The organism is Noviherbaspirillum saxi (genome assembly GCF_003591035.1).
Lineage (GTDB): Bacteria > Pseudomonadota > Gammaproteobacteria > Burkholderiales > Burkholderiaceae_D > Noviherbaspirillum > Noviherbaspirillum saxi.
This window is the reverse complement of record NZ_QYUO01000002.1, coordinates 726,730-752,712: the sequence shown is the minus strand read 5'-3', so window position 1 is coordinate 752,712 and position 25,983 is coordinate 726,730. Positions and strand designations below refer to the sequence as shown.

General features: G+C 56.8%; 17 protein-coding genes and 2 pseudogenes. 13 read left to right on the top strand and 6 right to left on the bottom strand.

Going from position 1 to position 25,983, the window contains the following annotated elements; genetic code table 11:
• The first annotated feature begins 20 nt into the window (after window positions 1-20).
• The 9 genes from D3871_RS19265 (at window position 21) to D3871_RS19225 (ending at window position 10,367) form a co-directional block, all read left to right on the top strand.
• On the top strand, window positions 21-1,340 hold the full coding sequence (locus D3871_RS19265; RefSeq protein ID WP_119770686.1) for a DUF1254 domain-containing protein: 1,320 nt from the start codon (window positions 21-23) through the stop codon (window positions 1,338-1,340).
• A 9-nt stretch (window positions 1,341-1,349) separates the two neighbouring features.
• Window positions 1,350-2,669, top strand: a complete 1,320-nt coding sequence (locus D3871_RS19260) for a DUF1254 domain-containing protein (protein ID WP_119770685.1) — start codon at window positions 1,350-1,352, stop codon at window positions 2,667-2,669.
• A gap of 11 nt (window positions 2,670-2,680) precedes the next feature.
• Window positions 2,681-3,664: a Bug family tripartite tricarboxylate transporter substrate binding protein gene (locus D3871_RS19255; RefSeq protein WP_119770684.1), complete on the top strand. Its 984-nt coding sequence runs from the start codon at window positions 2,681-2,683 to the stop codon at window positions 3,662-3,664.
• Between the two features lie 56 nt (window positions 3,665-3,720).
• Window positions 3,721-4,974, top strand: a complete 1,254-nt coding sequence (locus tag D3871_RS19250) for an alkyl sulfatase dimerization domain-containing protein (RefSeq protein WP_119770683.1) — start codon at window positions 3,721-3,723, stop codon at window positions 4,972-4,974.
• Between the two features lie 29 nt (window positions 4,975-5,003).
• Window positions 5,004-7,115 (top strand): acetate--CoA ligase family protein, encoded by a 2,112-nt coding sequence (locus tag D3871_RS19245; RefSeq protein WP_119770682.1) that lies wholly within the window; start codon window positions 5,004-5,006, stop codon window positions 7,113-7,115.
• 64 nt (window positions 7,116-7,179) lie between these two features.
• Window positions 7,180-8,160, top strand: a complete 981-nt coding sequence (locus tag D3871_RS19240; RefSeq protein ID WP_233575723.1) for a Bug family tripartite tricarboxylate transporter substrate binding protein — start codon at window positions 7,180-7,182, stop codon at window positions 8,158-8,160.
• A 255-nt stretch (window positions 8,161-8,415) separates the two neighbouring features.
• Window positions 8,416-9,462, top strand: a complete 1,047-nt coding sequence (locus tag D3871_RS19235) for a porin (protein ID WP_233575722.1) — start codon at window positions 8,416-8,418, stop codon at window positions 9,460-9,462.
• Window positions 9,463-9,675: 213 nt separating this feature from the next.
• Window positions 9,676-9,900, top strand: coding sequence for a hypothetical protein (locus tag D3871_RS19230; RefSeq protein WP_119770680.1), 225 nt, complete (start codon window positions 9,676-9,678; stop codon window positions 9,898-9,900).
• Window positions 9,901-9,905: 5 nt separating this feature from the next.
• Window positions 9,906-10,367 carry a hypothetical protein gene (locus D3871_RS19225; protein ID WP_119770679.1) on the top strand — a complete coding sequence of 154 codons (462 nt, stop codon included), beginning with the start codon at window positions 9,906-9,908 and terminating at the stop codon, window positions 10,365-10,367.
• Window positions 10,368-10,900: 533 nt separating this feature from the next.
• Here D3871_RS19225 and D3871_RS19220 read toward each other — a convergent pair.
• The 4 genes and pseudogenes from D3871_RS19220 to D3871_RS31720 form a co-directional block, all read right to left on the bottom strand.
• Window positions 10,901-14,842, bottom strand: a complete 3,942-nt coding sequence (locus D3871_RS19220) for a DUF4214 domain-containing protein (protein WP_119770678.1) — start codon at window positions 14,840-14,842, stop codon at window positions 10,901-10,903.
• 495 nt (window positions 14,843-15,337) lie between these two features.
• Window positions 15,338-16,012, bottom strand: coding sequence for a TetR/AcrR family transcriptional regulator (locus tag D3871_RS19215; RefSeq protein ID WP_158597985.1), 675 nt, complete (start codon window positions 16,010-16,012; stop codon window positions 15,338-15,340).
• 640 nt (window positions 16,013-16,652) lie between these two features.
• A pseudogene (locus D3871_RS19210) lies at window positions 16,653-17,228 on the bottom strand (class I SAM-dependent methyltransferase); the annotation flags it as partial.
• A 435-nt stretch (window positions 17,229-17,663) separates the two neighbouring features.
• A pseudogene (locus D3871_RS31720) lies at window positions 17,664-18,012 on the bottom strand (IS701 family transposase); the annotation flags it as partial.
• A gap of 323 nt (window positions 18,013-18,335) precedes the next feature.
• Between D3871_RS31720 and D3871_RS19200 the strand changes: the two are divergent.
• From D3871_RS19200 to D3871_RS19185, 4 genes are all read left to right on the top strand, one after another.
• Window positions 18,336-19,397: an MBL fold metallo-hydrolase gene (locus D3871_RS19200; protein ID WP_119770674.1), complete on the top strand. Its 1,062-nt coding sequence runs from the start codon at window positions 18,336-18,338 to the stop codon at window positions 19,395-19,397.
• Window positions 19,398-19,538: 141 nt separating this feature from the next.
• Complete coding sequence (locus tag D3871_RS19195; RefSeq protein WP_119770673.1) at window positions 19,539-20,723, top strand: acetyl-CoA C-acyltransferase family protein; 1,185 nt, start codon at window positions 19,539-19,541, stop codon at window positions 20,721-20,723.
• Between the two features lie 80 nt (window positions 20,724-20,803).
• Window positions 20,804-22,474: an electron transfer flavoprotein-ubiquinone oxidoreductase gene (locus tag D3871_RS19190; RefSeq protein ID WP_119770672.1), complete on the top strand. Its 1,671-nt coding sequence runs from the start codon at window positions 20,804-20,806 to the stop codon at window positions 22,472-22,474.
• 14 nt (window positions 22,475-22,488) lie between these two features.
• Window positions 22,489-23,193 carry a TetR/AcrR family transcriptional regulator gene (locus tag D3871_RS19185; RefSeq protein ID WP_119770671.1) on the top strand — a complete coding sequence of 235 codons (705 nt, stop codon included), beginning with the start codon at window positions 22,489-22,491 and terminating at the stop codon, window positions 23,191-23,193.
• A 368-nt stretch (window positions 23,194-23,561) separates the two neighbouring features.
• Here the strand turns inward: D3871_RS19185 and D3871_RS19180 are convergent, their stop codons facing one another.
• Window positions 23,562-25,367, bottom strand: a complete 1,806-nt coding sequence (locus D3871_RS19180) for a sigma-54 interaction domain-containing protein (RefSeq protein WP_233575721.1) — start codon at window positions 25,365-25,367, stop codon at window positions 23,562-23,564.
• Between the two features lie 57 nt (window positions 25,368-25,424).
• Window positions 25,425-25,829 (bottom strand): hypothetical protein, encoded by a 405-nt coding sequence (locus D3871_RS19175; RefSeq protein ID WP_147376849.1) that lies wholly within the window; start codon window positions 25,827-25,829, stop codon window positions 25,425-25,427.
• Window positions 25,830-25,983 lie beyond the last annotated feature (154 nt).

Below are 25,983 nucleotides of genomic sequence, written 5' to 3'. Positions count from 1 at the left end.
GCATAACTCAGGAGACAAGCATGAACCATCCCGCCACGCCGGTGTACGACACACCGGTGTACACCTCGGCACTGGAAGCCTATGTCGCGTCCGCCGCCATTCCACTCGTCATTTACGGCTATCCGTTAACCGAATCGATCAGGACCTGCCGGCTGCAGACATCAGTCGCCGAAGTCACCGGATATGGACGCGCACCGATCAATGCCTTGTCGGCCAGCCAGCGGCAATGGACGCACGAGGATCGTGACATCGTCACGCCGGCCAATGATTTGCTGTATTTCTGCGGCTGGATCAATCTTGCCGATGGTCCGGTAACGCTTGCCATTCCTGCCCGGCCAGATCCCGACCGCTACTTCGTGGTGGAACTGCTGGACGCCTTCACGGACAACTTCATTAATCTCGGCATTCGCAACGTGCCGGCAACGGGCGGCACGTATCGTCTGCTCGGACCGGAATATTCCACCGGCAGCGATGACGCTAACGACGTGCGCTGCCCGACCACACTGGTCTGGCTGCTGGGGCGGGTACTGGTCAACGGACAGCATGACCTGGATGCCGCGCGCTCCTTTCAGTCGGGATTTGCCATTACCGACCATCCGGGCAGCCGCCGGCCAGCCTGTGTCGATCAATGGGTGGGCGGTGACGACGCTGCAATCGACTTCTTCCAGAATCTGTTTGCCGCACTAAAGGAATTTCCGCCGGCGCCGCATGAACTTGGCCTGCCGGCGCTGCTGCGCCGTGTCGGCATCCGTATCGAAGAAGGTGTCGACGTGGCGGGATTGAAGCCCGTGGTTGTGCAGGGACTTATCAACGCCTATCGGCAGGGGATGAAGCTCGTCGAGGCCAACACCCGTAGTCAGTTCAAGAAAAGCTGGGGCTATAGCCTGAAGCTGGGCAAATGGGGGGACGATTATCTCCTGCGCGCCACTACCGCAATGAAAGGATTGGGCGCACTGTCCGCAGATGAAGCGGTATATGCGCTGGGCGACTACGACGGCGACGGCAAGCTGCTCGATGGCGCCCACCGATATGAGCTGCGCTTTGCTCCCGGCATGTTGCCGCCGGCAGAGGCCTTCTGGTCGGTATCCCTGTACGGCAAGGATTTCTATTTCATTGCCAATCCAATTGGCCGCTATGCGATCGGCAACCGCACGCCCGGCTTGCGACTGGAGAATGACGGCGGCCTGGTCATCACGATCAGTCATGAGGCACCAGCCGACACCGCGAACTGGCTTCCCGCGCCCAGTGGCCCTTTCTACCTGATCTTGCGCCTGTATCACCCGAGTGCCGGCTTCATCGCCGGGCAATACGTGATTCCGGCCGTAAGCCGCATTGATTAAGGAGACACCATGCATACGGACACCCACGCCGCCAACGCCGCACTGCTGCGCGATGCGATCCTCTATACCTTGCCGCTATACGAAATGGCACGCATGCGCGCGATGACCTGCCCGCGTCGCGATGCAGCAGGCGCGTTTGCCGGCGATTCTCCGGATTCGGCATTACGCTGGGTCAACCATTTCATTCATACCCGACAGCTTCTGGGACCACAGCATCGTCAGGTCGTCACTCCGAACAATGACACCTTGTACACCAACGCCTGGCTAGATCTGTCCGAGGCTCCGGTGCTGATCCACGTGCCTGACAGCGGCGATCGTTACTATGTGCTGGGCCTGCTCGATTTCTATTCCAATCCGTTTGCTTATATTGGCACCCGCACGACAGGCAACGCCGCAGGCAGGTATGTCCTGCACGGACCCAGCTGGACCGGCGAGCTGCCCGAGGGTGCAACCCCTATCGCCTGCCCCACCAATGCCGTCTGGATCATCGGACGCATCATGACCGCCGGACCTGAGGATTTACAGGCCGCACATGCATTCCAGGACACATTCCATTTGACGGCACTGGATGGATCCGCAGCCCATCGGCGGTTCGACGTCGGGATGCAGCCCAAGGAACAGCCTGCTGACGCGGCACGCTTTGTTGATGTGGTCGCACACGCCTTGCGTACCAACCCACCGCCGGTACAAGAAACGGCCTTGGTTGCCCGCTTTGCGCAGCTAGGCATCGGTCCACAGGCATCGTCATCGAAGCTCTACGCAAGCCAACTTGCGGCGCTGGAGGGAGGGATCCGCGCGGTACTCGACGAGATCGGCGCACCACAGCCGTCGGCACTTGGCGGCGGCTGGTTCCTGCCGGTAGAGGTGCATCAGTCGTATGGAGACAATTATTTCGCACGCGCGCAGGTAGCCCGCAATTACATCGGCGCACTTGGCATTGAAGAGGCGATGTACATCATGGCCGACTGCGATGGCAACGGCGCGCCGCTCGATGGCCGACATGCGTACGAGTTGCACTTTCCGCCTGGTCAACTGCCGCAGGTCGGCGCCTTCTGGTCCGTCACGCTGTACGACAAAGCGGACTGCATGCTGGTAGACAACCCCTTGAACCGCTACTCGCTGGGTGACCGCTCTCCGACTCTGCGCGCTGCTTCGGACGGCGGACTGAGCCTGTATTTTGGCGCCCAGCCACCGGCCGACGCTGATCTGCATGGTAACTGGGTTCCGGCACCTGCTGCGCCGTTCTACCTGACACTACGCCTGTACGTCCCGCATGCCGCGCATCTGAACAAGACCTTTGTGTATCCCTCGATAACACACCTCGCTTGAGGAGAATGAATATGGACTACAAAAAATCGTTCCCGGTATACGCCGCCCATCTCGCCGCGTTTACATTGGCCGCCCTCACCAGCGTCGCCCACGCGCAGGCATGGCCAACGAAAACCGTCACCATCATTTCGCCGTATGGTCCGGGCGGGTCCAATGATATATCGGTGCGAATCATTGCCAAGGAACTGGAAGCCAAATATGGCCAGCCATTCGTCGTCGAAAACAAGTCCGGCGCCGGTACGCGCATCGCCAACGACTATGTGGCGCGCGCCCGTCCCGACGGCTATACCCTGTTATGGGCGGCCGCGCCCTTTGCGATTACGGCGTCCGCCGGTATCAAGACCTCGTATGACATCCATAAAAACTTTGTGCCGGTCGGCCCGCGCGTCACCGGCCCGGTCTTCCTGACCGTCCCTGCCGATTCGCCAGTGCGCTCGGTGGCTGATTTTGTGAAGATGGCACGCGAAAAGCCCGGCGGCGTGACATTCGCCTCTCCGGGCATCGGCTCCGGTCCGCACCTTGCGGCCGAACTGTTCGGGATCAAGGGGAAGTTCAAGGTCACCAATGTGCATTACCGGGGTGACGCCGCCGCGTATACCGACCTCGTCGGCGGCCGGGTCGATGCCGCGCTGACGGCGATCACAAGTGCCTTGTCCCACGTCAAGACCGGCAAGCTACGCGTGCTCGGCGTTGCGTCGGAAGCACGCACACCGGTCTACCCGGACGCTCCTACCTTCACCGAAGGTGGCGGGCCGGAAGTGGTGGGTTACGGCTGGTTCGCATTCGTCGCGCCGGCCGGTACCCCGGCAGCCATTGTGCAGCAACTCAATCGCGATGCGAACGCGGTACTCAACAAGCCGGAAATCACGCAAAAACTCATCGGACTGGGATTGCAGCCGACGCCATCGACCAATAGCGAACTGGGCACCTTTATTGATGCGGAAGTACAGAAGTGGGCGTCCGTCATCAAGCAAGCCGGCGTGGTGTTGGAATAGCTGCTGTCACTGATTCATCGACCCGCGCAATATCCCGAAAAGTTGGAGGAGAACATATGACGTCCGAAATGGATGAAGGCATTCCGCTTGTCACCGGCACAGGCATTGAACCGATCGCTGCCGGCGTATGGCTGCTCAGGGGCCAGGGGCAATCGTTTGTGGCAGAAATCGATGAAGGCCTGGTTGTGGTCGACGCTGGCCCCGGCGGACGGGTCACCCGCGGCATGATCGAGCACCTGCGTTCGGTCAGCACCCGGCCGGTTGTAGCGATCTGCTATAGCCATGGTCACGTCGGCTATAACGTCGGTGTGCCATTGTGGCGTGACGATGCCGTCCTGCGTGGCCACGCGATGCCAACGGTCATCGCGCATGAACGCGTGCGCACGCGCTATGAACGCTATCGGACTACGCTTGGACTTCAGGAACGCATGGCCGAAATCCAGTTCAGGATGAAGCCTGGCGGTATGCGCGGCAAGATTGCCTTGCACGACCCGGACCAGACATATGCGCACCAATTGGTGCTAGGCAAGGGTGAGCGTCGCATTCACTTGATATGGGCACCGTCGGAGACCGACGACGTGACTGCGGTCTGGGTACCGCACTCACGTGTTCTCTATGGCAGCGCCGCCGTGATCGATTCCATTCCCAATATCGGCACGCCATTTCGCACGATGCGCGATACCTTGCGCTGGGCCAGCACGCTTGATCACCTGCGCGACCTGCGTCCGCTCAGGGTGGTACGGGAATTCGGGCCGGATATTGCCGGTGAAGACGAGGTGCAGCAGGTCCTGGGTGTAACTGCGAAGGCACTGCGCTGGCTCCATGCCGAGGTGGTTCGGATGATTAATGAAGGAATGGGCGAACGCGACATCCTCGCTGCGATCCGGTACCCGAAGCACTTGTTCGATGTACCCTGGATGCGCCCCAGTTATGGCGCGCCGGACTATATCGTACGCGACATCTATCGTTCGGAGAACGGCTGGTGGGACCGCAATCCGACCAGCCTGCATCCGGCTTCCCCTGAGAATATCGGGCGCGAAGTCGTGCAGGCCATCGCCGACAAGGGCGCATTGATTTCGCATGCGCAGTCCCTCGCCGCCAAAGGCGAGTTTCAGCTGGCACTGCATGTGATTGACATACTCGCCACGGCGACCGGTGACACACCTGAACTGATTCAGGCCCGGCAACTGAAAGCCGGATGGCTACGTGCGCGTGCCGATCAAGTACCGAGTTATGTATCCCGCAGCCTGTACAAGGTGTCGGCCGACATGATCGAGCAGGACAGTGCCCACACCTTTGGCATCCGCTGAACAGATTCGTCATCAGGAGACAACACAGCATGACACGCATCAACGAAAGCCTCGACAGCTTTTTTTCTCCAAGGTCGATCGCCGTGGTCGGCGCCTCGGCCACGCCAGGGAAAATTGGCGCGATTCCCATCACCTACCAGAACGACTACGGATTTAACGGCGAGCTCTACCCGATCAACCCGGGACGCGACGAGATCCAGGGCAGGAAGGCATATCCGACATTGGCCGCCGTCGGAAAGCCGATTGACCTGGCAATCTTCGCGATACCTGCAGCTGCAGTCGACGCCTCGCTCGACGATGCGATCGCCGCCGGCGTAAAGAACATCGTGATGTTTTCTGCAGGCTTCGCCGAAGTCAGCGAAGACGGCAAGGCAGCGCAGCAGCGGCTCATAGCCAAGGCGCGTGCCGCCGGAATTCGTATGGTCGGACCAAACTGCCTGGGTTTCATGAACATCGCCCGCAGCATATATGCAACCTTTTCTCCGGTTGTGTTTTCCGGTCGGGCACAGACAGGTTCTATCGGCATCGTTAGTCAGAGTGGTGCGTTCGGGGCCTACGCTTATGCGATGGCGCGTGAGCGCGGGCTAGGCTTATCGGTGTGGGTAACGACCGGCAACGAAGCCGATATCCAGGTCGCCGACTGCATCGCATGGATGGCGAGCGACCCGAATACCAAGGTCATCATGGCTTATATGGAAGGCTGCCAAAACGGTGAGCGGTTAAAAGAGGCGCTTGCACTCGCGCGTGATGCCGGCAAGCCGGTGGTCGTCGTGAAAGTCGGACGGACCGAGCTGGGCGCGGCAGCCGCTGCCTCACATACCGCATCACTGGCAGGAAATGACGCGGTGTTCGACGCATTATTCAAACAGTATGGCGCATGGCGCGCACGCACGATTGAGGATTTTTTTAACATCGCCTATGCGCTATCGATCAGCGGCGTGCCAAGCAAAGGCAAGTTGGGCCTGTTGACGGTGTCGGGCGGAGTGGGCGTGCTGATGGCCGATGACGCCGCCGACTACGGACTGGATGTCGCACCAATGCCGCAAGCCGCGCAAGACTGGCTGCTTGCGCAAGTACCGTTTGCAGCACCGCGCAACCCGGTCGACATTACCGGCCAAGTCACTTCGCAAGTCAGCTTGATCGAAGATACTGCGCGCGTGATGTTACGTGACGGCGATTACGGCAGTTTGATCATTTTTCTCGCGGCCGCCGGGTTGACCGAGCGAATGCAGGCGCTGCAGAAGGAGGTGGCGCAAAAACTGACCGCGGAATTCCCGGGACGGGTCGTGATGTTCTCCACCCTGTTCACCCGTGAGCATCAGCGTGCGCTCGATGAATGCGGCTGCGCGTCATTCCAGGAGCCGTCCAGCGCGATCCGCGTGCTGGCCGCCCTGGACTACTTTCGGGTGCAACGCGAAACTCAGCATATCGATCGTGATGCGGTGATCAAACACGTCGCGCTGTCACCCGGTGCTCTGAATGAAATCGATTCGCTTGCGCTGTTGAACAAGTTTGGCGTGGCGGGGGTGCCATCTCGTATCGCCACTCGGTGCGACGAAGCGGTGACTGTTGCCGGTTCGCTCGGATTCCCGGTCGTCATGAAAGTCCTGTCTTCCGAAATCACCCACAAGAGCGACGTCGGCGGCGTAGTGCTGAGTCTGTCCAATGAGGATTCCGTGCGGATAGCGTACGACAAAATGATGGCACGTATCCATGAAGCGGCGCCGACGGCGAAGCTCGACGGTGTGCTGATCGCGCCGATGGTGCGCGGCGGCGTCGAATGCATCCTCGGCGTGCACCGCGACCCTGTCATGGGACCGGTCGTCATGTTCGGCATGGGCGGCGTGAGCGTTGAGTTGCTGAAGGATGTCAGCTTCCGGATCGCTCCGGTCAGTCCGACGGAAGCACGCGCAATGGTCGACGAAGTGAAATTATCGCCACTATTGCACGGCTACCGCGGCACGGCACCAGCCGATATCGATGCACTGACGCAAGCGATCGTGGGATTGTCCAAGCTTGCGATGGCGGCCGGGGAGACGCTGGAATCAATCGATGTTAATCCTTTCATCGCGCTGCCGGCTGGCCAGGGTGCGATGGCGCTCGATGCGGTCGTGATCGGGCGTAGTCAGTCAACACGATAACGCAGCAAAAGCCGGCTGCTTGAAAGCAGCACCACAATGCAACGCGACGACAATGGAGACCCGTATGAACACCCGTAGAACCGTATTGCAAGCCTTCGCCCTGACCGCATTGCTGACCACGGCCGCCACTGTCCCAGCCGCGGACTGGCCGACTGAACGTCCGATCCGCATGATCGTGCCGACTCCACCCGGCGGCGGCACCGACATTTTTTCGCGGGTGATCGCCAATCACCTCGGCAAGGCGCTTGGACAGACCATCGTTGTCGAAAACAAGGGCGGCGCCAACGGCCTGATTGGTCAGACGACGGCTGCCAAGGCATCGGGGGACGGCTATACGATCCTGTTTACCTATGCTGCGGCGATCGCTGTCAATCCGGCGATGCAGCCCGCCATGCCATACGACACGTTGAAAGAGCTTAAGCCGGTCGCACAGATTGGCGCGAGCGGCAACTACCTGGTCGTCGCATCGGACGTTCCCGCCCAGGACTTGAAATCTTTCATTGACTGGGTCAAGAAACAGCCGGATCCCGTCAATTACGGTTCATGGGGCATTGGTTCGGGCGGACACTTGACCATGGAGGCGGTCAAGATGCAAACCGGGATCAAGCTGAACCATGTCCCATACCGCGGCTCGGGCCCGCTGGTGACGGATCTGTCGGCCGGCACCGTGAAAGTTGCGTTTGCAGACACGGTTTCAACTCTGCCGTACATCAAGAGCGGTAAATTCAAGGCCTTGGCGATTTCCGGCACCATGCGTGCGCCGGTGACACCAAACGTACCGACACTTAGTGAGCAGGGTGTACCGTTCAAGCTGGACAGCTGGTATGGCATATTCGCTCCCGCTGGCACGCCCGACGCCATCGTCAAACGGTTAAATGCCGAGATCACCAAGCTTGTCGGTCTGCCGGAAATAAAGGAGCGTTTTCTGCAAATGAACATGGCCGAGTCGCCAAGTAAGACGCCGGAAGAGTTTGGCGCCACCGTGCGCAGGGATATGCAGGCGTGGGGCGAGATTGTTCGAACCAATAACATCAAGCCAGAGTAACTGCGGCTCCCATCGCCCTTCGCCGCGAAAAGATGAGATCGATTCCCAATAGATGGAAGCGGCGGCAAAATCGATTGATCGGGCAGAAGTGATGGCATGCTAAGACTTCGAGGCGACGTGTACATCGGTGTCGCCCAAGAGAGTGTCGCGGTCGGATGCACAGGCTGCGACGGTGAATGGAGAAGACCGCGACGGACCAGTGACGCATGCATTGCCGGCCGTTGTGAACAGAACAAGCGTTTGGAGGAGACTGGAATGAAAAAGTTAGTCCTGGCCACGGCCTGCAGTATGGTCGCGGCCATCGCACATGCACAAAGCTCTGTACAAGTTTCAGGCATCATCGACCTGGGCATCGATTATGCGAAGGGCTCGCAAAGCCAAGCCCGGTTGCGTGACGGGGACATGGCAGCATCGCGCCTGATCTTTAAAGGTGTGGAAGACCTGGGTGGCGGCAATCGCGCCGCTTTCCTGCTGGAGAACGGCTTCACTGCGGACACCGGTGCCGAGTTCTTCGGGAACAACCGGCTGTTTGGACGACAGGCATGGGTGGAAATCGGTGGCGGATGGGGCACGGTTCGCCTGGGCCGGCAGTACACGCCTAGCTTTGATGGCTTGGTCAAAGTCGACGGCTTTTACGTCAACTCGAACGTGTCGCCGATCAATCTGGTGACCAGCCGCGAGGGTCAGGGGGCGGCAAAAGCCATTTATCTGGGGCGCTTTGACAACATGATTGCCTACCGTTCACCGACGTTAGGCGGATTTTCCACGACGCTCGCCTATGCTCCGGGCGAGGCTGCCGGCTCCTCCAGCGGCAGAAATACAGGTGCGAACCTGATGTACGCGAACGGACCTCTGTACCTGTACTACGCATATCAGGCGCAGAATTCAGGCACGGCTGCAGCGCCGGTAGCCAATCCAACACGGACCACGTTTCATTATGTTGGCGGCACTTACAAAATCGGACCGCTTCAGCTAGGGCTAACGTTTGAGAAAGACTCCAGCAATGCGCCTGGCACCAACGACGCGCGTCATTACCTGGCCTCGGCGACTTGGGAGGTCAACGCTTTCAACACGTTCCGTGGTGAAGTCGTCAAGCGTGCCGTGGACAATAGCCCGCTCGACCCCTATGCGCTCACATTGGGCTGGGACCATTCGCTATCCAAGCGCACCATCCTTTACGCACGCGCGGTCTATGTCAACAATCCCGCTGGCGGTTCCAGTTCAATCAATCAGATTCCTATCGACGCCAACAGCGGTGACAACGGCAGTTCGATTGGTTTTGGCATTCGGCACAATTTTTGATGTCGATCGTCGACGGTTTGGACACGGACAAGATAGCCAAACCGTCGACACAATAGTGTTCGAGCCTTTCACCTCTAAAGTGCGCCGCAGCGCGGCAGCAGACTTATCAGCCTGTTCCAGCGGCTGGATTTCATAAGGTGGTGTTTTCACCCGGCCATTGGCGACTGCATCCACCACCCCGCGGAGGTGTTCCGTAAAGATTGGGGGCTTGCTATGTTGTCCATCTTCTTTTGCGGCCTGCTGCCGGAAGCGTCTTCTATGGCGGATAATGCATTGAAAGCGTCCAATCCAGGCGGCTATAATCTGACGCTACTCGGCAGGTTTCTGACAGCTTTTGCAGTCATCGGCGGAGCAGCCGGCCTTTATGTGCTTGTCATGCATCTATTATTTGGCAAGCGGAAGCGCCGCCCAAAAAGCCAGACCAATCTTCCCCATTGAATCCCATGTCACCTGATAAACCCGACGCTACCCCCATTGCTCTTCCCCTCGTCCTGCGAGCGCGGATCCCGGTTGGCCTGTTGCTTATCTGTACGGCGCTCATCTCCATTGGCGTGGTAGCGGCGGCGAACGACCGCTCCATGGAGATAGCGATTATTGCAGTCATAGCGGGGCTGATTGGACTGCTGCAGCACTTCCCAGGCTTGAGCACACTGACGTTTGACGGCAACGGATTTGTGGTGAAAACCATTTTTGGCTCGCGTGCCGTTGCCTGGCACGACGCGAGCAATTTCCGCCCCATCCGTAAACTGCGGACCGATCTGGTCGCGTGGGATGATGGCGCCGGTGAGCCGAGTTCTCCTCGTGCGCGCGCGCAGATCTTCGCGTATTGGAAATCAGTCGACGCGGCGGCACTCGCCGCGCTGATGAACCGGATTCGGCTACAGGCTGCCGGTACGTCCACTTAAGACGTTTCGTGAGCCAAGGTCGAACGTCGGCAGCTCGGCATTGAGCAGCCGTTTACTTCATCCAATTAATCTTCCATGGACGGCCCAGACCGTGTCAAAACGCTTCTTTCTGAGCGGTGGTATTTCAGACGGAATTGGACCGAATCACGCTGGAATTGATCTTGATCGGGATTGATTGCCACAATCACGAGGTTCGCGTTTGGCGCCGATGATTCGCGTTCACCGGCTCGGTCGACGGCCGGCAGGATAGTACTACTGCGTCACAAAACATCACTGTCCAGTTCCCTCCCCCTTGCAGGGGGAGGGCTAGGGTGGGGGTAGAGTGGTTGCGCTAACGATTGCGCCGATTCGACCTCTCTACCCCCATCCCAACCTTCCCCCTGCAAGGGGGAGCACGTTCGTGACGCAGTAGGAATAGGGTGCCGTCGAAGAAGTTACCTCGGATTCCGAATGCGGGTGGCGGAAAATGAGCCGGCAGGACGCTACGGGGGGCGACATGCTTCAAGTTTCAGGTCGGACGCTTACTTCAAAAGCTAGGCGATAACAGCAGACGCGAAAGGCGGTAGAGCCGAAACGCCGCTTAGTTGGATGAAGACATCGTCTGCCGCAACGCCAGTTCCGGAACCGGTAGTTTCAAACAGCACATAGGTGTTGCCCTCAAAGACGGCAAACGAAACCCCAAGGCTCGTCACGTTGGCGGTAGCCATCGCTGTGGCAATTGCAGTAGCAGACGATCCGCCAGCCAAGGCCGCGACAGCCGTCTGAACATCACTTTGCTGGATTGATACGACGGCGCTGACGCCGGAGAATTGCAGCTTGTCGGTGCCGACGACGAAGTCAGTGATGAGGTCGGCTTGACCGAATGTCGTGCCGCTTGATCCTGCACCGGCAGTACCGACAAACACGAATATGTCTTCACCCCCATTGCCGGTAAGCGTATCCACATCCTTGCCGCCATTGATTGTATCGGCGCCAGCACCACCTTTGAGCACATCGCCATTGTCAGTACCGGTCAGGTTGAACGCGAAAAGCGATGCAGTGGACCCAAGATTGCCTAAATCGACAATATTGCCAATATCGATTTTGATAGCCTCGGCCGTGGAACCCGAAGAATCCTGCGTAAAGATGTAGACGTAATCGGTTGGATAGCTAGTCCACGCATCGATGAAGATGTTTCCCGCCTTCTTCGTTGACCAGACAACTCCCCCCGTACCGTTCCTCTCTTCAAACGATGATCCGTCGATGTTCGACCCAGTGAGCGCGATGCGGACCTTGTCGGCAGTTTTGTCGAAATCCATTATTCGGTCCATGCCAGTGGACAGTATGTCGCTGCCCGTGTACGCAAAGACATCGGCTCCTGCGCCGCCGGTCAACCTATCCGCGCGATTACCACCAATAATTGTGTCATTGCCGCTGCCGCCTTGAATAGTGTCAATGCCGCTGCCCCCGGTAATCATGTCGTTACCGTCATTGCCGTTGATGGTCAATGCCGCTGTGACGCCAGTAAAGTCAAGGACATCGACAGTGCCTGCACCATCCGCCGTGCCGTTGAACGTGATGGTGTTGCCGTCATTGACGACATAAATATCATTGATGTCGGCAGCAATAACGGAACCTGACAGGATGACGGTGAAACTGGAATCGAGGTCGTACTGGTCTGCACCGGTACCTTTTGCGGAGGTGACGGCCTTCACATCGGCCAGCGTGCCGCTCAAGGTCCATGCGTTGGCCAGTGAAATATTGCCGGTGGTCTTGCCGTCCACTGTAATCAGGTCAGCGACCGCGACCGTCCCATGGTCACTTAGCGTTACCGCAACATCAGCCTTCAGGTCATATTGATTTTCGCCCGTACCTTTTGCGGCTACCACAGTCTTCACGTTCGCCAGCGTACCATTCAAGGTCGATACGTTGATGGCTGAAATGTTCCCGGTGGTCTTGCCGTCCACTGTGATCAAGTCAGCAACCGCGGCCATCGTCGTATCGCTCAAGGCGACGGCAACATCGGCCTTCAGGTCATACTGATTGCCAGCAGTACCCTTAGCGGAGGCGACAGCTTTTACATTGGCCAGTGTGCCGCTCAAGGTCGATGCGTCGACAAGTGAAATGTTGCCGGTTGTCTTGCCATCTACCGCAATCAGGTCAGCAGCCGCGACCGTCATTGTGTCGCTTAGCGTCAGAGCGATATCCGCCTTGAGATCAAACTGATTTGCCGCAGTACCTTTTGCGGAGGCGACCGTCTTCACATTGGCTAATGTGCCGCTCAAGTTCGTCGCGCTGACAAGCGAAATGTTGCCGGTCGTCTTGTCATCAAGATTGTTGAGGCTGGCCACGGCTACCGTCGTGTCGGTCAGAGTAATCTCTTCATTTCCCAAGCCACTGATGGAACCCGGATTGGAAGCGCTGCTCGTATAGGCAGTTGCCACATCCGCCAGCGTGCCTGTTAATGTATTCGCGCTTCCAACGTTGACCGTACCGGACGTGGCGGAATCTATACTATTCAGCGTCGCAGCAGCGAGGCTGGTATCCGATACCGTCACGGCCACATCGGGCCGCATGTCAATCTTGTCGCCGGTCGTGCCCTCATTGGTAACCAACAATAACTTCGCGTCGTCCGCAGAGCCGCTAATTGCGTTCACGCTGGTGGCGGTCACCACGCCGGTAGTCGCTGCCTCGATGGTCTTGAGGTCCGCCGCCGCGACGGCCCCGGTGTCGCTGACGGTCACAGCGCCACTGATTTTGGTGATGTCTTTCAATACAGTTGCCGCACCGGAAAGTGTAAGCCCGGAGACAACGACCTCGGTCAAGCTGCTCTTTACTACCGATCTTGCGCTGCCAGCGCTTGGTGTAAATACAAAGCTCGTTCCATCATCAGTGACGACGACGTTGCCGTTGCCCGTTGAAAGGGTCCAGATCTTCGAGCCGGGCGCGTTCTCGGTCACGGTAAACGTCGGCGGCGGCGGGGACCCAACATCGGGTTCAGGCACTGGCGCGTTCAGTGCCGCATTCACCAACGCGATTTCGTCATCATCATGGCGGCTTGCCGGATCAAGATCGCCCACTCTTGAAGTTTTGATAATGGTGTCGAGAGCGGCGCCGGTCAATGTGCCAATCATGGAATCCAAAGTTCCGAGGCGGGCCGCGACTTGAATGGTGTTGCTGATTGTGCCTTGTGTTGCCACCTGTATCTGGGCAATTTTAGCGACCGCCAACGTGAAACCCGTCTCTCGAGCTGCAATATCGATCTTTGACGCTGTTTCCGCTAGCACGGTAGAAAAACTCGTCGACATCGATTGAATGCTCGTAGCGGCAGCACTGAGCTTTTCCGTATTGCTTGAGTTGATGCTTCCGGTCAGAACGGCCTTGACCACCGATTTATCCGCGAGATCGATCACGGTATCGATCCTGGACTGGATAAGGCCGGCCAAAGAACGAAATACGGCATCGGACGCCACGGCAGCCGTGACGTCGGTTCCGGCGACCGCCCGCAATGCGGTCCCGGCCGCAGCCACCAGGTTTTGTATCTTGACTACGACAGCATGGACCTGCACCGCGAGCGCTCGTTCAGAAGCGGATGCGGTTTCATTCAGTGCGTTCGTCAGCGGTGCGTATTCCTGCACATCGAGCTTTCCAGACAGGCCAAATGCGGCCAGAACCGCGGCGCGCGCTTCGGCGATCGTTTTTCCTTGCTCGACCAGGACCTGTTGCAAGGTCGTAAGCGGTGTGACGACGGTTGAACCCGCGAGAGCGGTAAGCACACCACCATATGGCAAATTTGTCGCAATGCCCGTTCCACCGGTGGCGACGATCGCGCCTTTGGCATTGAATAATGTGAAGTTGCCGTTACCATCGCTGGTGGAATGCGCCTCGCCATCGTCCAGCACACGGTTTCCATTTGCATCTGCAAAGACCGTGGCACCTCGAAGATAGTCAACGGCGACCGTGCCGACAATTTTGCTACCGCTGTATTGATCCAGTTTCACGGACGCAGACGCAACGCTCGCTGCCTCGGCCGTGACCAACGTCATGATATCGACTAACCTTGCCACCGGAATTTCCGTCCCGGTGGCCAACTGCTTTTCTGCTGCCTGTGTCGCCGATTCCAGTCGATGGGCAATAAACGCTTTTCCAGGAGTGCCGTCTGGCGCACCCAGGCCGGCATCAACCATCGACATGATGACGTCGCTGCGCTTTTGTCCGGCGTGCAAAAGACCGGTCCAGAACGCAAGCCCCTCTTGGTCAGGATCCTTGCCAAAGATATTCTGATAGATCGTCTTGACGAAATCGTTGTCGCTCTGCGATAAGGGATAAATCGCTCTGACATGGTCCAGGCTGAAAATGCTATCCGTCAGTTCATCAAAGGTTTTGCCTGCCGCTCTCTGCTCAACCCAAAACGCCAGGCCGCCCAGATCAGGCGCGCGGCCAAAACACGCCAGATAGAGTTTTGTAAAGCCTTGTTGAGTAAGGGAGAGGGCCATTTACTTCCTTCGAACCGAAATATTTAACGATGACGATTCGGGGAACGGCAGTAGAGTTTTTTGCTGATCAATACCAAGCATTACAAATGCTTGATGCAATCATGATCAAATGCGCCCAGATATCCCCGAATGCGGCGGGGAGTAATTAGAGCGTTTCGAAGGACAAACCGTCAATGAAACGAGCGGCAATAACGTCGAAACTGAATGTTTTTCAGATTTGGCTCGAAGAACGATTATTCACTTGAAAAGTCTGGAGACTTGTGGGTGTTGAGACTTGTGGGTGTTCATTCGGCGCAAGTGTCCTGAGTTGTTAGTTCGTTGACCAAGAAAAGTGATGCAATGGGCCTTAGCCGAGGCGCAAAACGCAGCAAGGGTGGCTCCCTTGCGAGTATTTGCAACGAAGGATAAGACCCGTTTCATCGCTTTTCGTCAACGAATTAATGACTCGGGACACTACAGCACAACGCACAAGGTGCTATCCAAGGCTTCCACAGATTACACCGGTGACGTGACGGTCGAGCTGCCCTCCTCGGGTAGGGTATAGCTTAGAAAGCCGAGAATCAGCCTGACCATTTCATCTTCGAATTCGCGGCTGCGAAGAAGTGACGGCCTTTCAACTGCAGCGGTTTGAATGGTGCCGGAGATTGCCCTGAACAATACGAAGCGAGCGCTATCTGCCTGCAGGCGATGGCTATTTTCCGGATGCGCTCCGCTCGCCATGCCAACAATCAGGCGATGGTAACGTTGTAGTCCCTGGCCTAATGCTGAATCTTCCGGGGCATTGATCATCTCGGTGCGCAGTATGCCGCCCAAGCGCGGACGTTCGCCGATAATTTCGATCATGGCGGCAATCAGACGGCGGGAATTCATTATTGCAGCGGTTGGCGTCGCATTCCAACTCGCCAGGATTCGTCCGGCCACGCCCAGCATGCGATCCAATTCACGCATAGCAAGGGTTTCAAGCAGTTCATCTTTGTTGGAGAAATACTGATATACCGTTCCCACACCATAACCGGATACCTCAGCCACTTTCTGCGTCGTCAGTTCGGAACGATCGCCCTGTTCCAGAATTCGGCATGCGGCTTCACATAGGTTGTCGAGCGTCGTCTGAGTTCGCTCCTGTGAGCCGCTTTTGCCTTTCTGAGATTTGTGCGATGGATCTTTTTTCATGTTGCCTGATGTTCGCATGATCCGGCCTATTTCTACATGCCAGATCAACGATGGAAAAGAATTGATATCCCTATGAGGCGGATGGCGATGACATTTTGGCGAAGTATGCCAATCCCCCACTTTCGCCATGTTCGTTGGCCCATTATACGGAAGATTTGATTGGCAGGAAGTAGGGACTCCAAGGTCGGCACTGCACCGCGCAATGGTTCCTTCCGAGGGTTATATAAAGGACTGTCCCGACTCAGTTAAATCCGCTCAGCGCTTGGATACCACGACAAATTTTCCTAAAATTTATCAAGGCTTGAGCGAATGCAGCGACGGCTCGATGAACGACCGGAGCTGGCTATGTTACGACGCTGTACCATCGACCATTCGTTTGGCACGCTCAAGGCATGGATGGGCGCAACGCACTTCCTAATGAAAGCGCTGCCTAAAGTCCAAAAAGAGATGAGCTTTCAGGTGTTCGCGTACAACGTGAGACGCAATCTACCTGTCGGCAGCCATCGTGCAGCCCGAAGATGAATCCTTGATAAAGGCAGTGCTTCGATATGACAGGCTCCGATGCAGGGGACGAAAGCCCTGGCGCTTCCCAATGCGTCAGGGCTTCTTCGTTACATCTTAAGATCACCCAATGGTAACCTCAAGGCTTTGCCTCCAGCACCAGGTTAAACGGCGTCTCCGTAGCGCGCCGGAAACGCGTAAATCCCCCACTGGTCACCACTTCCCTGATTCGCGCTTCGCCTGCTTGCGCACCAAGGCAAGCGCCGACCTCCTGCGAGCGAGATGCCGGGGTACAGATAAAGGTCGACGCGGAATAGAAGATGCGACCTATCGGATTAAGATTGTCTTCCAGGCGGTCGTTGGCGAACGGCTCGACAATCATCCACGTGCCATCCGGTTTCAAACTCTTGCGCACATGCGCGGCTGCGCCCACCGGGTCACCCATATCATGAAGGCAGTCAAATACTGCGACAAAATCATAGTCCTTGCCGGGATAATCTTGTGCCCGCGCCACCTCGAACGCCACACGCTCACCGAGGCCGGCCTCCTCTGCTGCTTTGCGCGCATGAGCGATGGAGGGCTCGTGATAGTCAAAGCCTGTGATCCTTGCTTCCGGATAGGCTTTCGCCATGATGAGTGTCGACGCGCCGTGGCCGCAACCGACATCCGCGACAAGTGCGCCCGTCTTCAGGCGGTTCTCCACGCCCTCCAGCGCATGCATCACGGCACCGATGTCACCAACGAATTGCCCCATGAATTCGTTCAACTTCGCTTCGTTAATAGCCATGAAATCCTCCTGTGGATCAACACTATCGATACGATGCGGCCATGGCGTAGCGTGGAGGGAAACACGGATGCATAAGGAAAGGCGTGTTCGCAGCGGAGTGCGGGGTAAGCCCACTGTCGGATGGCAAGCAAGGGTGTTCCGGACTGCCGTACGCCGAGACTAGCTTCATCATATTCAGCCGAATGCTACTCCGATTGAGAATTCTCACGCTGCGTCTGGCCGGCATTGAACTTCAGCACTGTCAATACTGCCGGCAGCGACTGCATGTTTCTTGCAGGCCTTCTGATAACTTTAATAAATAGGATTTACGCATAAGATCTTGCCGTCGCCATCAGAATTGTAGATCCGGTAGTCGATCACCTAGTATTGCCCCGTCTCGGGATTGGCATACACGCAGTTGACCAGGCAATGTCTTTGATCAGACCGTGCGCATTGCCACTGAACTGCAGTCGCACCAGTTCGATCTAGTGCGAGAAATTCTTGTCCAGCACCGTATCGTCGAAGATCACATAACCATGCAGGGAAGCCTGAATCTGCGCGCATGCTCCCACATCAGCCGCGAGGTCCGCCGGTCTTCGCGCAGGTAGCGGTTGATCGCATCGTGGCTCATCGACTTTGGCGTATGGTCCGCGTAGTTCGTAATGGTGTAGTTGATCTGGCTCACCAGCAGGTATTGGCAATAATCCAGTCGCGCCGGTCGGTTCGATCTCATGGCCGGCAATTTACCGAATCTTTGCCCCGTTTGGGCTTACATAAATTTTGAAATCAGTAACTTCTTGCGTAAGTCCTATGAACGATATGCATGCGGGTGGTATACCGCCCCCTATTTCGAAGGGGGGAATGCACGAGCGCCGTGTTGCGATAGCACCCCCTCCAAAACGGGGGGCGCAGCAAACATGAGTCCATGTTACGTTTTCTGCATCAGAATCGCACGGGATGACGCGATTTTGCCATACTGGGTAAACGCACGTGATTTGGTCATTTGGCAACGGCGTGGTAGCGTTAAACCAACTAGCTTGAGAGGAACTGGAATCCATGAACGACGATGCGCCTGCCCCCAAGAAAGGGGCTCTCACGTATCCCTGCGGCGAACCGCCCGCCCCTGGACAAACACAGGAAGTAGCGCCGGGTGTGCAATGGATCCGCATGCCGCTACCCGGCTCGCTGACACACATCAACCTTTGGGCTATCGAGGATGGCGACGGCTGGGTGATCGTCGACACCGGTATCCGCAGCGACGAAACCACCGCAGCCTGGTGCGATTTGTTTGCCGGACCGCTCGGCAATCGTCCGGCAACGCGCGTGCTGGTCACCCACATGCATCCCGACCATATCGGCATGGCCGGTTGGCTCACGCGCAAGTTCGAATGCAGGTTATGGACCACGCGCCTGGAATACCTGACCTGCCGCATGCTGGCAGCCGACACCGGCCGCGAAGCGCCTGCCGACGGCGTGTCCTTCTTTCACCGCGCCGGCTGGAGCACGGAAGCGATCGAACGTTATCGTGCGCGCTTTGGCAATTTCGGCAAGATGATCTACACCTTGCCCGACAGCTATCGCCGCATGCGCGATGGCGAAATCATCACCATTGGGCGCAATGAATGGCAAGTGGTCGTTGGCAGCGGCCACACGCCCGAGCATGCGTGCCTGTATAGCCCGGCACTGAAGTTGCTGATTTCCGGCGACCAGGTGCTGCCGCGCATTTCATCGAATGTATCGGTGCATCCGACCGAACCAGACGCGGATCCGATGGGGGAGTGGCTCGCTTCGATCGACAAACTCAAGAACAGCGTGCCTAACGATGTGCTGGTGCTGCCGGCGCACAACGAACCATTCCTTGGTTTGCATGAGCGGCTGGACAATCTTGCAGTTAATCAGTTGCGCTCACTGGACCGGCTGCGCGAGGCGCTGCAAGAACCCCAACGTGTCGTCGATGTCTTCGGCACGCTGTTTGCGCGCCCTATCCTATCCGGCGATGCCACCTTGCTCAGCTTGGCCACGGGCGAAACCATTGCGCATTTGAACTACCTGCTTCATCGGTGCGAGGCGTCGGTCCAAGTGGACAACGACGGCGTCGCCTGGTATCGGATGGCATAACCCTTCATACCGCTGCCCTTCCCAAAAGAGGGGCGCGCAGCACTTATCGCTCCCCTTATCTTTCATGCTTTATTCGGCACGGCGCGCTATGGCCTTGTCGTCCATGATCAGCCACATGCAACGAACAGAAGGGAAACGGAAATGAAGCAACGAGAAGTCGTCATCGTCAGCGGCGTGCGTACTGCCATCGGCACATTCGGCGGTAGCCTGAAGGAATTTTCACCGACCGAACTGGGCGCACGCCTGGTGCGCGAGGCGCTCTCCCGTGCTGGCGTTTCCGGTGACGAAGTTGGCCACACCGTGTTCGGCAACGTAATCCAGACCGAGGCGAAGGACTTGTACCTGGCACGCGTGGCCGCGATCAATGGCGGCGTGTCGGAAAATGCACCGGCCCTGACCCTCAACCGCCTGTGCGGCTCCGGCCTGCAGGCAGTGATTTCGGCGGCGCAAAGCATCCTGCTGGGTGACGCCGAGATCGCTATCGGCGGCGGCGCCGAGGTGATGAGCCGCGCACCGCACCTGACGCCGGCCGCACGCTGGGGCGTGCGCATGGGCGATAGCGCCCTGGTCGATACGCTGCTGGCCTCCTTGCACGATCCCTTCCATCAAATCCACATGGGCGTGACCGCCGAGAATGTCGCTGCGCGTTACGGCATCTCGCGCGAACAGCAGGATGCCGCGGCCGCGGAATCGCACCGTCGCGCTGCCGCCGCGATTGCTGCCGGTTACTTCAAGGACCAGATCTTGCCGATCACGTCGGAGACCCGCAAGGGCACGGTGGTGTTCGATACCGATGAACACGTGCGTGCCGATACCAGTTCCGAGAAGCTGGCGACCATGCGCGCCGCGTTCCAGAAGGATGGTTCCGTTACCGCAGGCAATGCGTCGGGCATCAACGATGGCGCCGCGGCGTTGGTGTTGATGGAGGCCAGTGTCGCTGAGCGTCGTGGCGCCAAGCCGCTGGCGCGCCTGGTCAGTTACGGCTTTGCCGGCGTCGATCCCAAGTACATGGGCATCGGCCCGGTACCGGCAAGCCGCCAGGCATTGGAACGCGCCGGCCTCTCTGTCCAGGATCTCGACGTGATCGAATCGAACGAGGCATTCGCCGCGCAGGCCTGCGCGGTGCAGAAGGAACTCGGTTTCGATCCGGCCAAGGTGAATCCGAACGGCTCCGGCATTTCGCTCGGCCATCCGGTCGGTGCCACCGGCGCCATCATCACCGTCAAGGCCCTGCATGAATTGCAGCGCATCGGCGGGCGCTATGCGCTGGTGACGATGTGTATCGGCGGTGGTCAGGGTATTGCTGCGATTTTTGAACGGATTTAATTAATAAAAGGCTGCATTGCTCCCCTCTCCCGCCTGCGGGAGAAGGGAGCAATGCGCAGCCGATATCTGCGCAATTAATTATGAACAAAGAACTCCTCGAACAATACGGTCCGCGCGATGCGATGGAATACGACGTCGTCATCATCGGCGGCGGCCCGGCCGGTTTGTCGGCTGCCATCCGCCTGAAACAACTGGCAGCAGAAAAGGGAACTGACGTCTCCGTCTGCGTGCTGGAAAAAGGCAGCGAAGTCGGCGCGCATATCCTGTCCGGTGCGGTGATGGACCCGATCGCGCTATCGGAACTGTTCCCGAACTGGCAGGAACTCGGCGCCCCGCTGAACGTGCCGGTGACCGAAGACCGCTTCCTGTTCCTCACCGAAAAGAAAGCCATCAAGACCCCGAACTGGCTACTGCCGCAGTGCTTTCAGAACCACGGCAACTACGTAATCTCGCTAGGCAATGTGGTGCGCTGGCTTGGCCAGCAGGCCGAAGCGCTCGGGGTCGAGATCTTCCCCGGCTTCCCGGCGGCCGAAGTGCTGTACCGCGCCGATGGGTCGGTCAAAGGTGTGGCCACCGGCAACATGGGCATCGACCGCCATGGCAAGCCGACCGATGCCTTCCAGCTCGGCATGGAACTGCATGCGAAATACACCTTCTTCGCCGAAGGCGCGCGCGGCCATCTGGGCAAGCAGTTGATGGCACAGTTCAATTTGAACGAAGGCAAGGATCCGCAAACCTATGGCATCGGCATCAAGGAATTGTGGGAAATCGATCCCAAGCTGCACCAGCCTGGCCTGGTGATCCACACCGCCGGCTGGCCGCTGGACAGCAGCACCTATGGCGGATCGTTCCTGTATCACCTGGACAATAACCAGGTAGCAGTCGGTTATGTGGTGGGATTGGCATACGAGAATCCTTACCTGTCGCCGTTCGAGGAATTCCAGCGCTACAAGACCCATCCGGAAATCCGCACCTTCTTCGAAGGTGGCAAGCGCCTGTCCTACGGTGCCCGCGCGATCACGGCGGGCGGCTTGCAGAGTTTGCCGAAGCTGACCTTCCCGGGTGGCGCGCTGATCGGTTGTGACGCCGGCTTCCTGAATGCTTCCCGCATCAAGGGCAGCCATGCTGCCATCAAGACCGGCATGCTGGCGGCTGAAGCAGCGTTCGATGCACTCAATATGGACCGTCAGCACGATGAACTCACTGCCTATCCGCACGCGTTTGCGCAATCGTGGCTGCATGAAGAACTGCACAAGGCGCGCAATTTCAAGCCGTGGATGAGCAAGGGCTTGTATTCGGGCACGCTGATGGTCGGCATCGACCAGGTGCTGTTCAAAGGCAAGGCACCGTGGACCTTGCGACACACGCATGCAGACCACGAGTGCCTGAAGCCGGCCGCCGAATATACGCCGATCGCCTATCCGAAACCGGACGGCAAACTGACTTTCGATCGATTGTCCTCGGTGTTCATCTCGAACGCCAACCACGGCGAAGACCAGCCCGCCCATTTGACCTTGAAGGATGCGGCGGTACCGGTGAAGGTCAATCTCGACAAGTATGCCGGCCCGGAAGCACGCTTCTGTCCGGCCGGGGTGTACGAGTTCGTGCAAACGGATGCGGGCGAAGATAAATTGCAGATCAATGCGCAGAACTGTGTGCACTGCAAGACGTGCGACATCAAGGACCCGACGCAGAACATCGTGTGGGTCACACCCGAAGGCGGCGGCGGACCGAACTATCCGAACATGTAAGCCAGGGTGATGCCATGTTGAAGAGCGCCGAAAACAGGTCGCCTGAAGTGGCGCCTAGGGGTCAAGCACGCAAGGGAACATTGACGCGCAAGGCGATCATCGAAGCGGCGTTGCAGGTCGCCAATCGCGATGGTCTGGAAGCACTCAGCTTCGGGACGCTGGCCGAACGCCTGCACATGAGCAAGGCTGGCGTGTTTGTGCATTTCGGTTCCATCCAGGCCTTGCAGACCGAAACGCTCAAGCAGTATTGCCTGCGCTTCGTGGAAAACGTCGTACTCCCCAGCCTGGCTGTCCCGCGTGGGCTTCCGCGCCTGGAAGCGATGTTTTCCCGCTGGGTCTGTCATGTGACGGAACATCGTGGCAATGGTTGCCTGTATATCAGCCATGCGACCGAATACGACATACGCTCCGGGTCCGTACTTCACGCATTGCGTAACGAGGCAATCCTATTGCGCAAGACGGTGGAAGGTACCATTCAGCGCGCGGTCGAGGAAGGACATCTGCGCAAAGACACCGATGTGAAACAGTTTGCATTTGAAATGTCAGCACTGATATTTGCGCTGCACCATGACACCTGGTTCATGCGCGACTGCCAGAGCAGAAAACGGGCTGAGCGTGCATTCATCAAACTGCTGGATGGATATCGCCCACCACCGGATTTGTCTAGACCTCAAACTGTAATAGCTCAGATTTCATCATCCAGTGAATGTCAGGTTTAATCGCACCTCAAACCTGGTCGAAGGACAGGATTCGGCTTCAGAGCGGACGGTGAAGGAGATACGCCGAATGCCTGCTGCAGGCTGTCGCCCGACATTCTGCATCGTATCGTGATAGGCAGGACCCGACCCAAACCGGCCTGCGGTATTTCGAAAAACCGGCCAATTCAAAGTGTGCCATGAGCGGACAGCGTCCGACTTGCCGGAGCTACCCGCTCAACAGTGGCGCTTCAAGAAGCATATCAGCGTGAATACAACGTAGGCGTTCACATGGCTCGAAGGTTTGCCTAGTCCCATTACACATTCGGCATGGAGCCATACAACACTAAAAGGCTATGATACGAGAACGCTTGCTTAGATCATTAGGAGACCTAGCGTATGGCACGTTCGACGATTACACCGTGTTCGCGAATCTTCGCGTACAACGTAGGTTTTGAAATTCCCAACCTGCGTGCGGATTCTGTAATGTTGCAGTTACAGGCTTGCAGCATCGCCTCAATTGCGTCGCGCTCTGCGTCGCGCAATGATTTAAGCGTGCCGCTTTGCCGGCTTTCCGGCAAAGCATGCGCGACATCGAGTTCTGAGAAATATATGTCAGATACTTCTTCTTCGTCACACAGGTTAACTATGCGCTCAACACAATTCTCCAGTTCGCGCACGTTTCCTGGCCACTCGTATTTCATCATTTTTTCTAATACAGATGGCTGAAACCGATACGTCCGCTTGCCTAACAAGGCGGCGTACTTGGTAAGAAAATGGTTCGCCAAAACAGCAATATCACCTTGTCTCTTCCTAAGGGGAGGAATAGTGATCGCAATCACATTGAAGCGATAGAACAAGTCTTCACGAAATTCCTTGGTCTGAACAAGCTGACGCAAATCGCGATTACATGCAGAAATGATGCGTACGTCGATGGGGATACCTCGAGTATCGCCAATACGAACCACTTCCCGTTCTTGAAGTACCCGCAACAATTTTGCCTGGACATCCAGCGGAAGCTCGGAAATTTCGTCCAAAAAAATTGTTCCGCCAGTGGCGGATTCAAATTTTCCGGGACGACCTTCTTTTCTGGCACCCGTAAAACTCCCGGACGTATAGCCAAAGAGCTCACTTTCGATGAGATCTCTTGGTAGGGCTGCGCAGTTAATTGCAATGAAGGGCCCGTCGACCCGAGAACTACCGTTATGTATAGCTTGAGCAAAAACCTCTTTACCAACCCCACTTTCGCCGTTAAGTAACACATTGGCAAAACCACGCGCGGCCTTGTGCGCTGCGGCTGTTGCGTCTTGCAGCGATTCAGAACTGCCAATTAAGCTTTCGAACGTATAACGCGCGTGGTTGCCTTGTAAGCGGTCGGCAATCTTCCGGACACGGTGAATCTCGCGAAACGAATTTACGATTGAAACAACTTGCCCCTGCGCATTTTTAATTGGCACTGCAGTGTCAATCAGATGCAAGTGCCGCCTTGGCGAGTCAATGATCAGTTCACGATCAACATAGCCGACGCCGGATTCGAAGATCGGATGAATGATCGGTTCAAAGTCCAACAGATCCGAAAAACGCTGTCCAATGCTCTTCTTCGGTACCAAATTAAGAATTCTTCCAGCCGTGGCATTCATGAATCGAACTACGCCGGACCGCTCTATTACAAGCAAACCATCAGTGATATGGTCAACGATTGCTTGCTGCTCTTTGATAAGCCATGTCTTCTCTTGCTCTACCGAAAATTTTGACGTGAGGATCTCAAGTGTGCTCGCTGCAAAATGAATAACATCATCCGCAGTCGCATTGCCGGTCTTTACCTGGGTAATCCAAATAAAGGCTCCGACAGTTTGGTTATTGATTGCGATAGTGCGGATGTGAAATTTTAAGTCGAGTGCTACGAACTCGATGCCTGTATCTTCTCGCGCCCTCTTAGGATCTTCATGAAATATCTTTTTAAGATTATCAAGTAATGATTCGGGAAGAGTTGTTAAATCTGCGCCAGTACGCGATTTGGAAAAAGCATCGACACCCAGCTTTGAGACGTTACTATCAAGTACAGTCAACTCTCGCGACAGGACTAGAAAGCCTGCACACTGATGGCTACGCAACATGTAGTTACGGGTTGCTGCCCATAACGCATCGCTGCTGAGAGTCGCGCTGAAAGCATGTTGCAAAAATCCTGCACGATCCATGAAATCCTTCCCATGCCGCGCTCCGATCGTACGGCGTTCAAAAACCATGATGCTGGTTTAATGAGACGATATCCCACTCTTTTCGGGGCTCCGCTCAGCTAAATGATGTAGTTTATGCCCCTTTTTTACGAATGCAAATTGAGGAAAAACCGCCTGTAGAGAAGCTGGCCGCAATCGAATCAAGTAAACTTCGCGGAAATATTTTAGTAGTAATTGATGTGTGTTAAATAACACCTCAATCATCAGCGTGTCAATCTCTGTGATTGCCGACGGTTCAGGTTTAAAAAGGTGAAAATTCGTACCAGCGCCCGGCGCAAGCCCAATTTTATACTGTATTTCCACACATTTATAAACATCTTCGAGCGTCAGACTACCCGGGGATGACAATAGCTGCCAAACGTTTTGAGTTGGTCCACGCGCTGCGATTAAGCCGACATCAATTAACGCAGTACAGGCATCCACGATTTCTGCTCTACACCGATTTGTAGCACTTTCGAGGTCCTTTAAGGACAGTGCATTCGGAGCCGAATTGACAAACAGATATAGAATCTCCAATGTGCTGCGAAACTTCTCCAGGAATAGGCGATCGCTGAAAAACCGTGCTAAATCAAAGCTC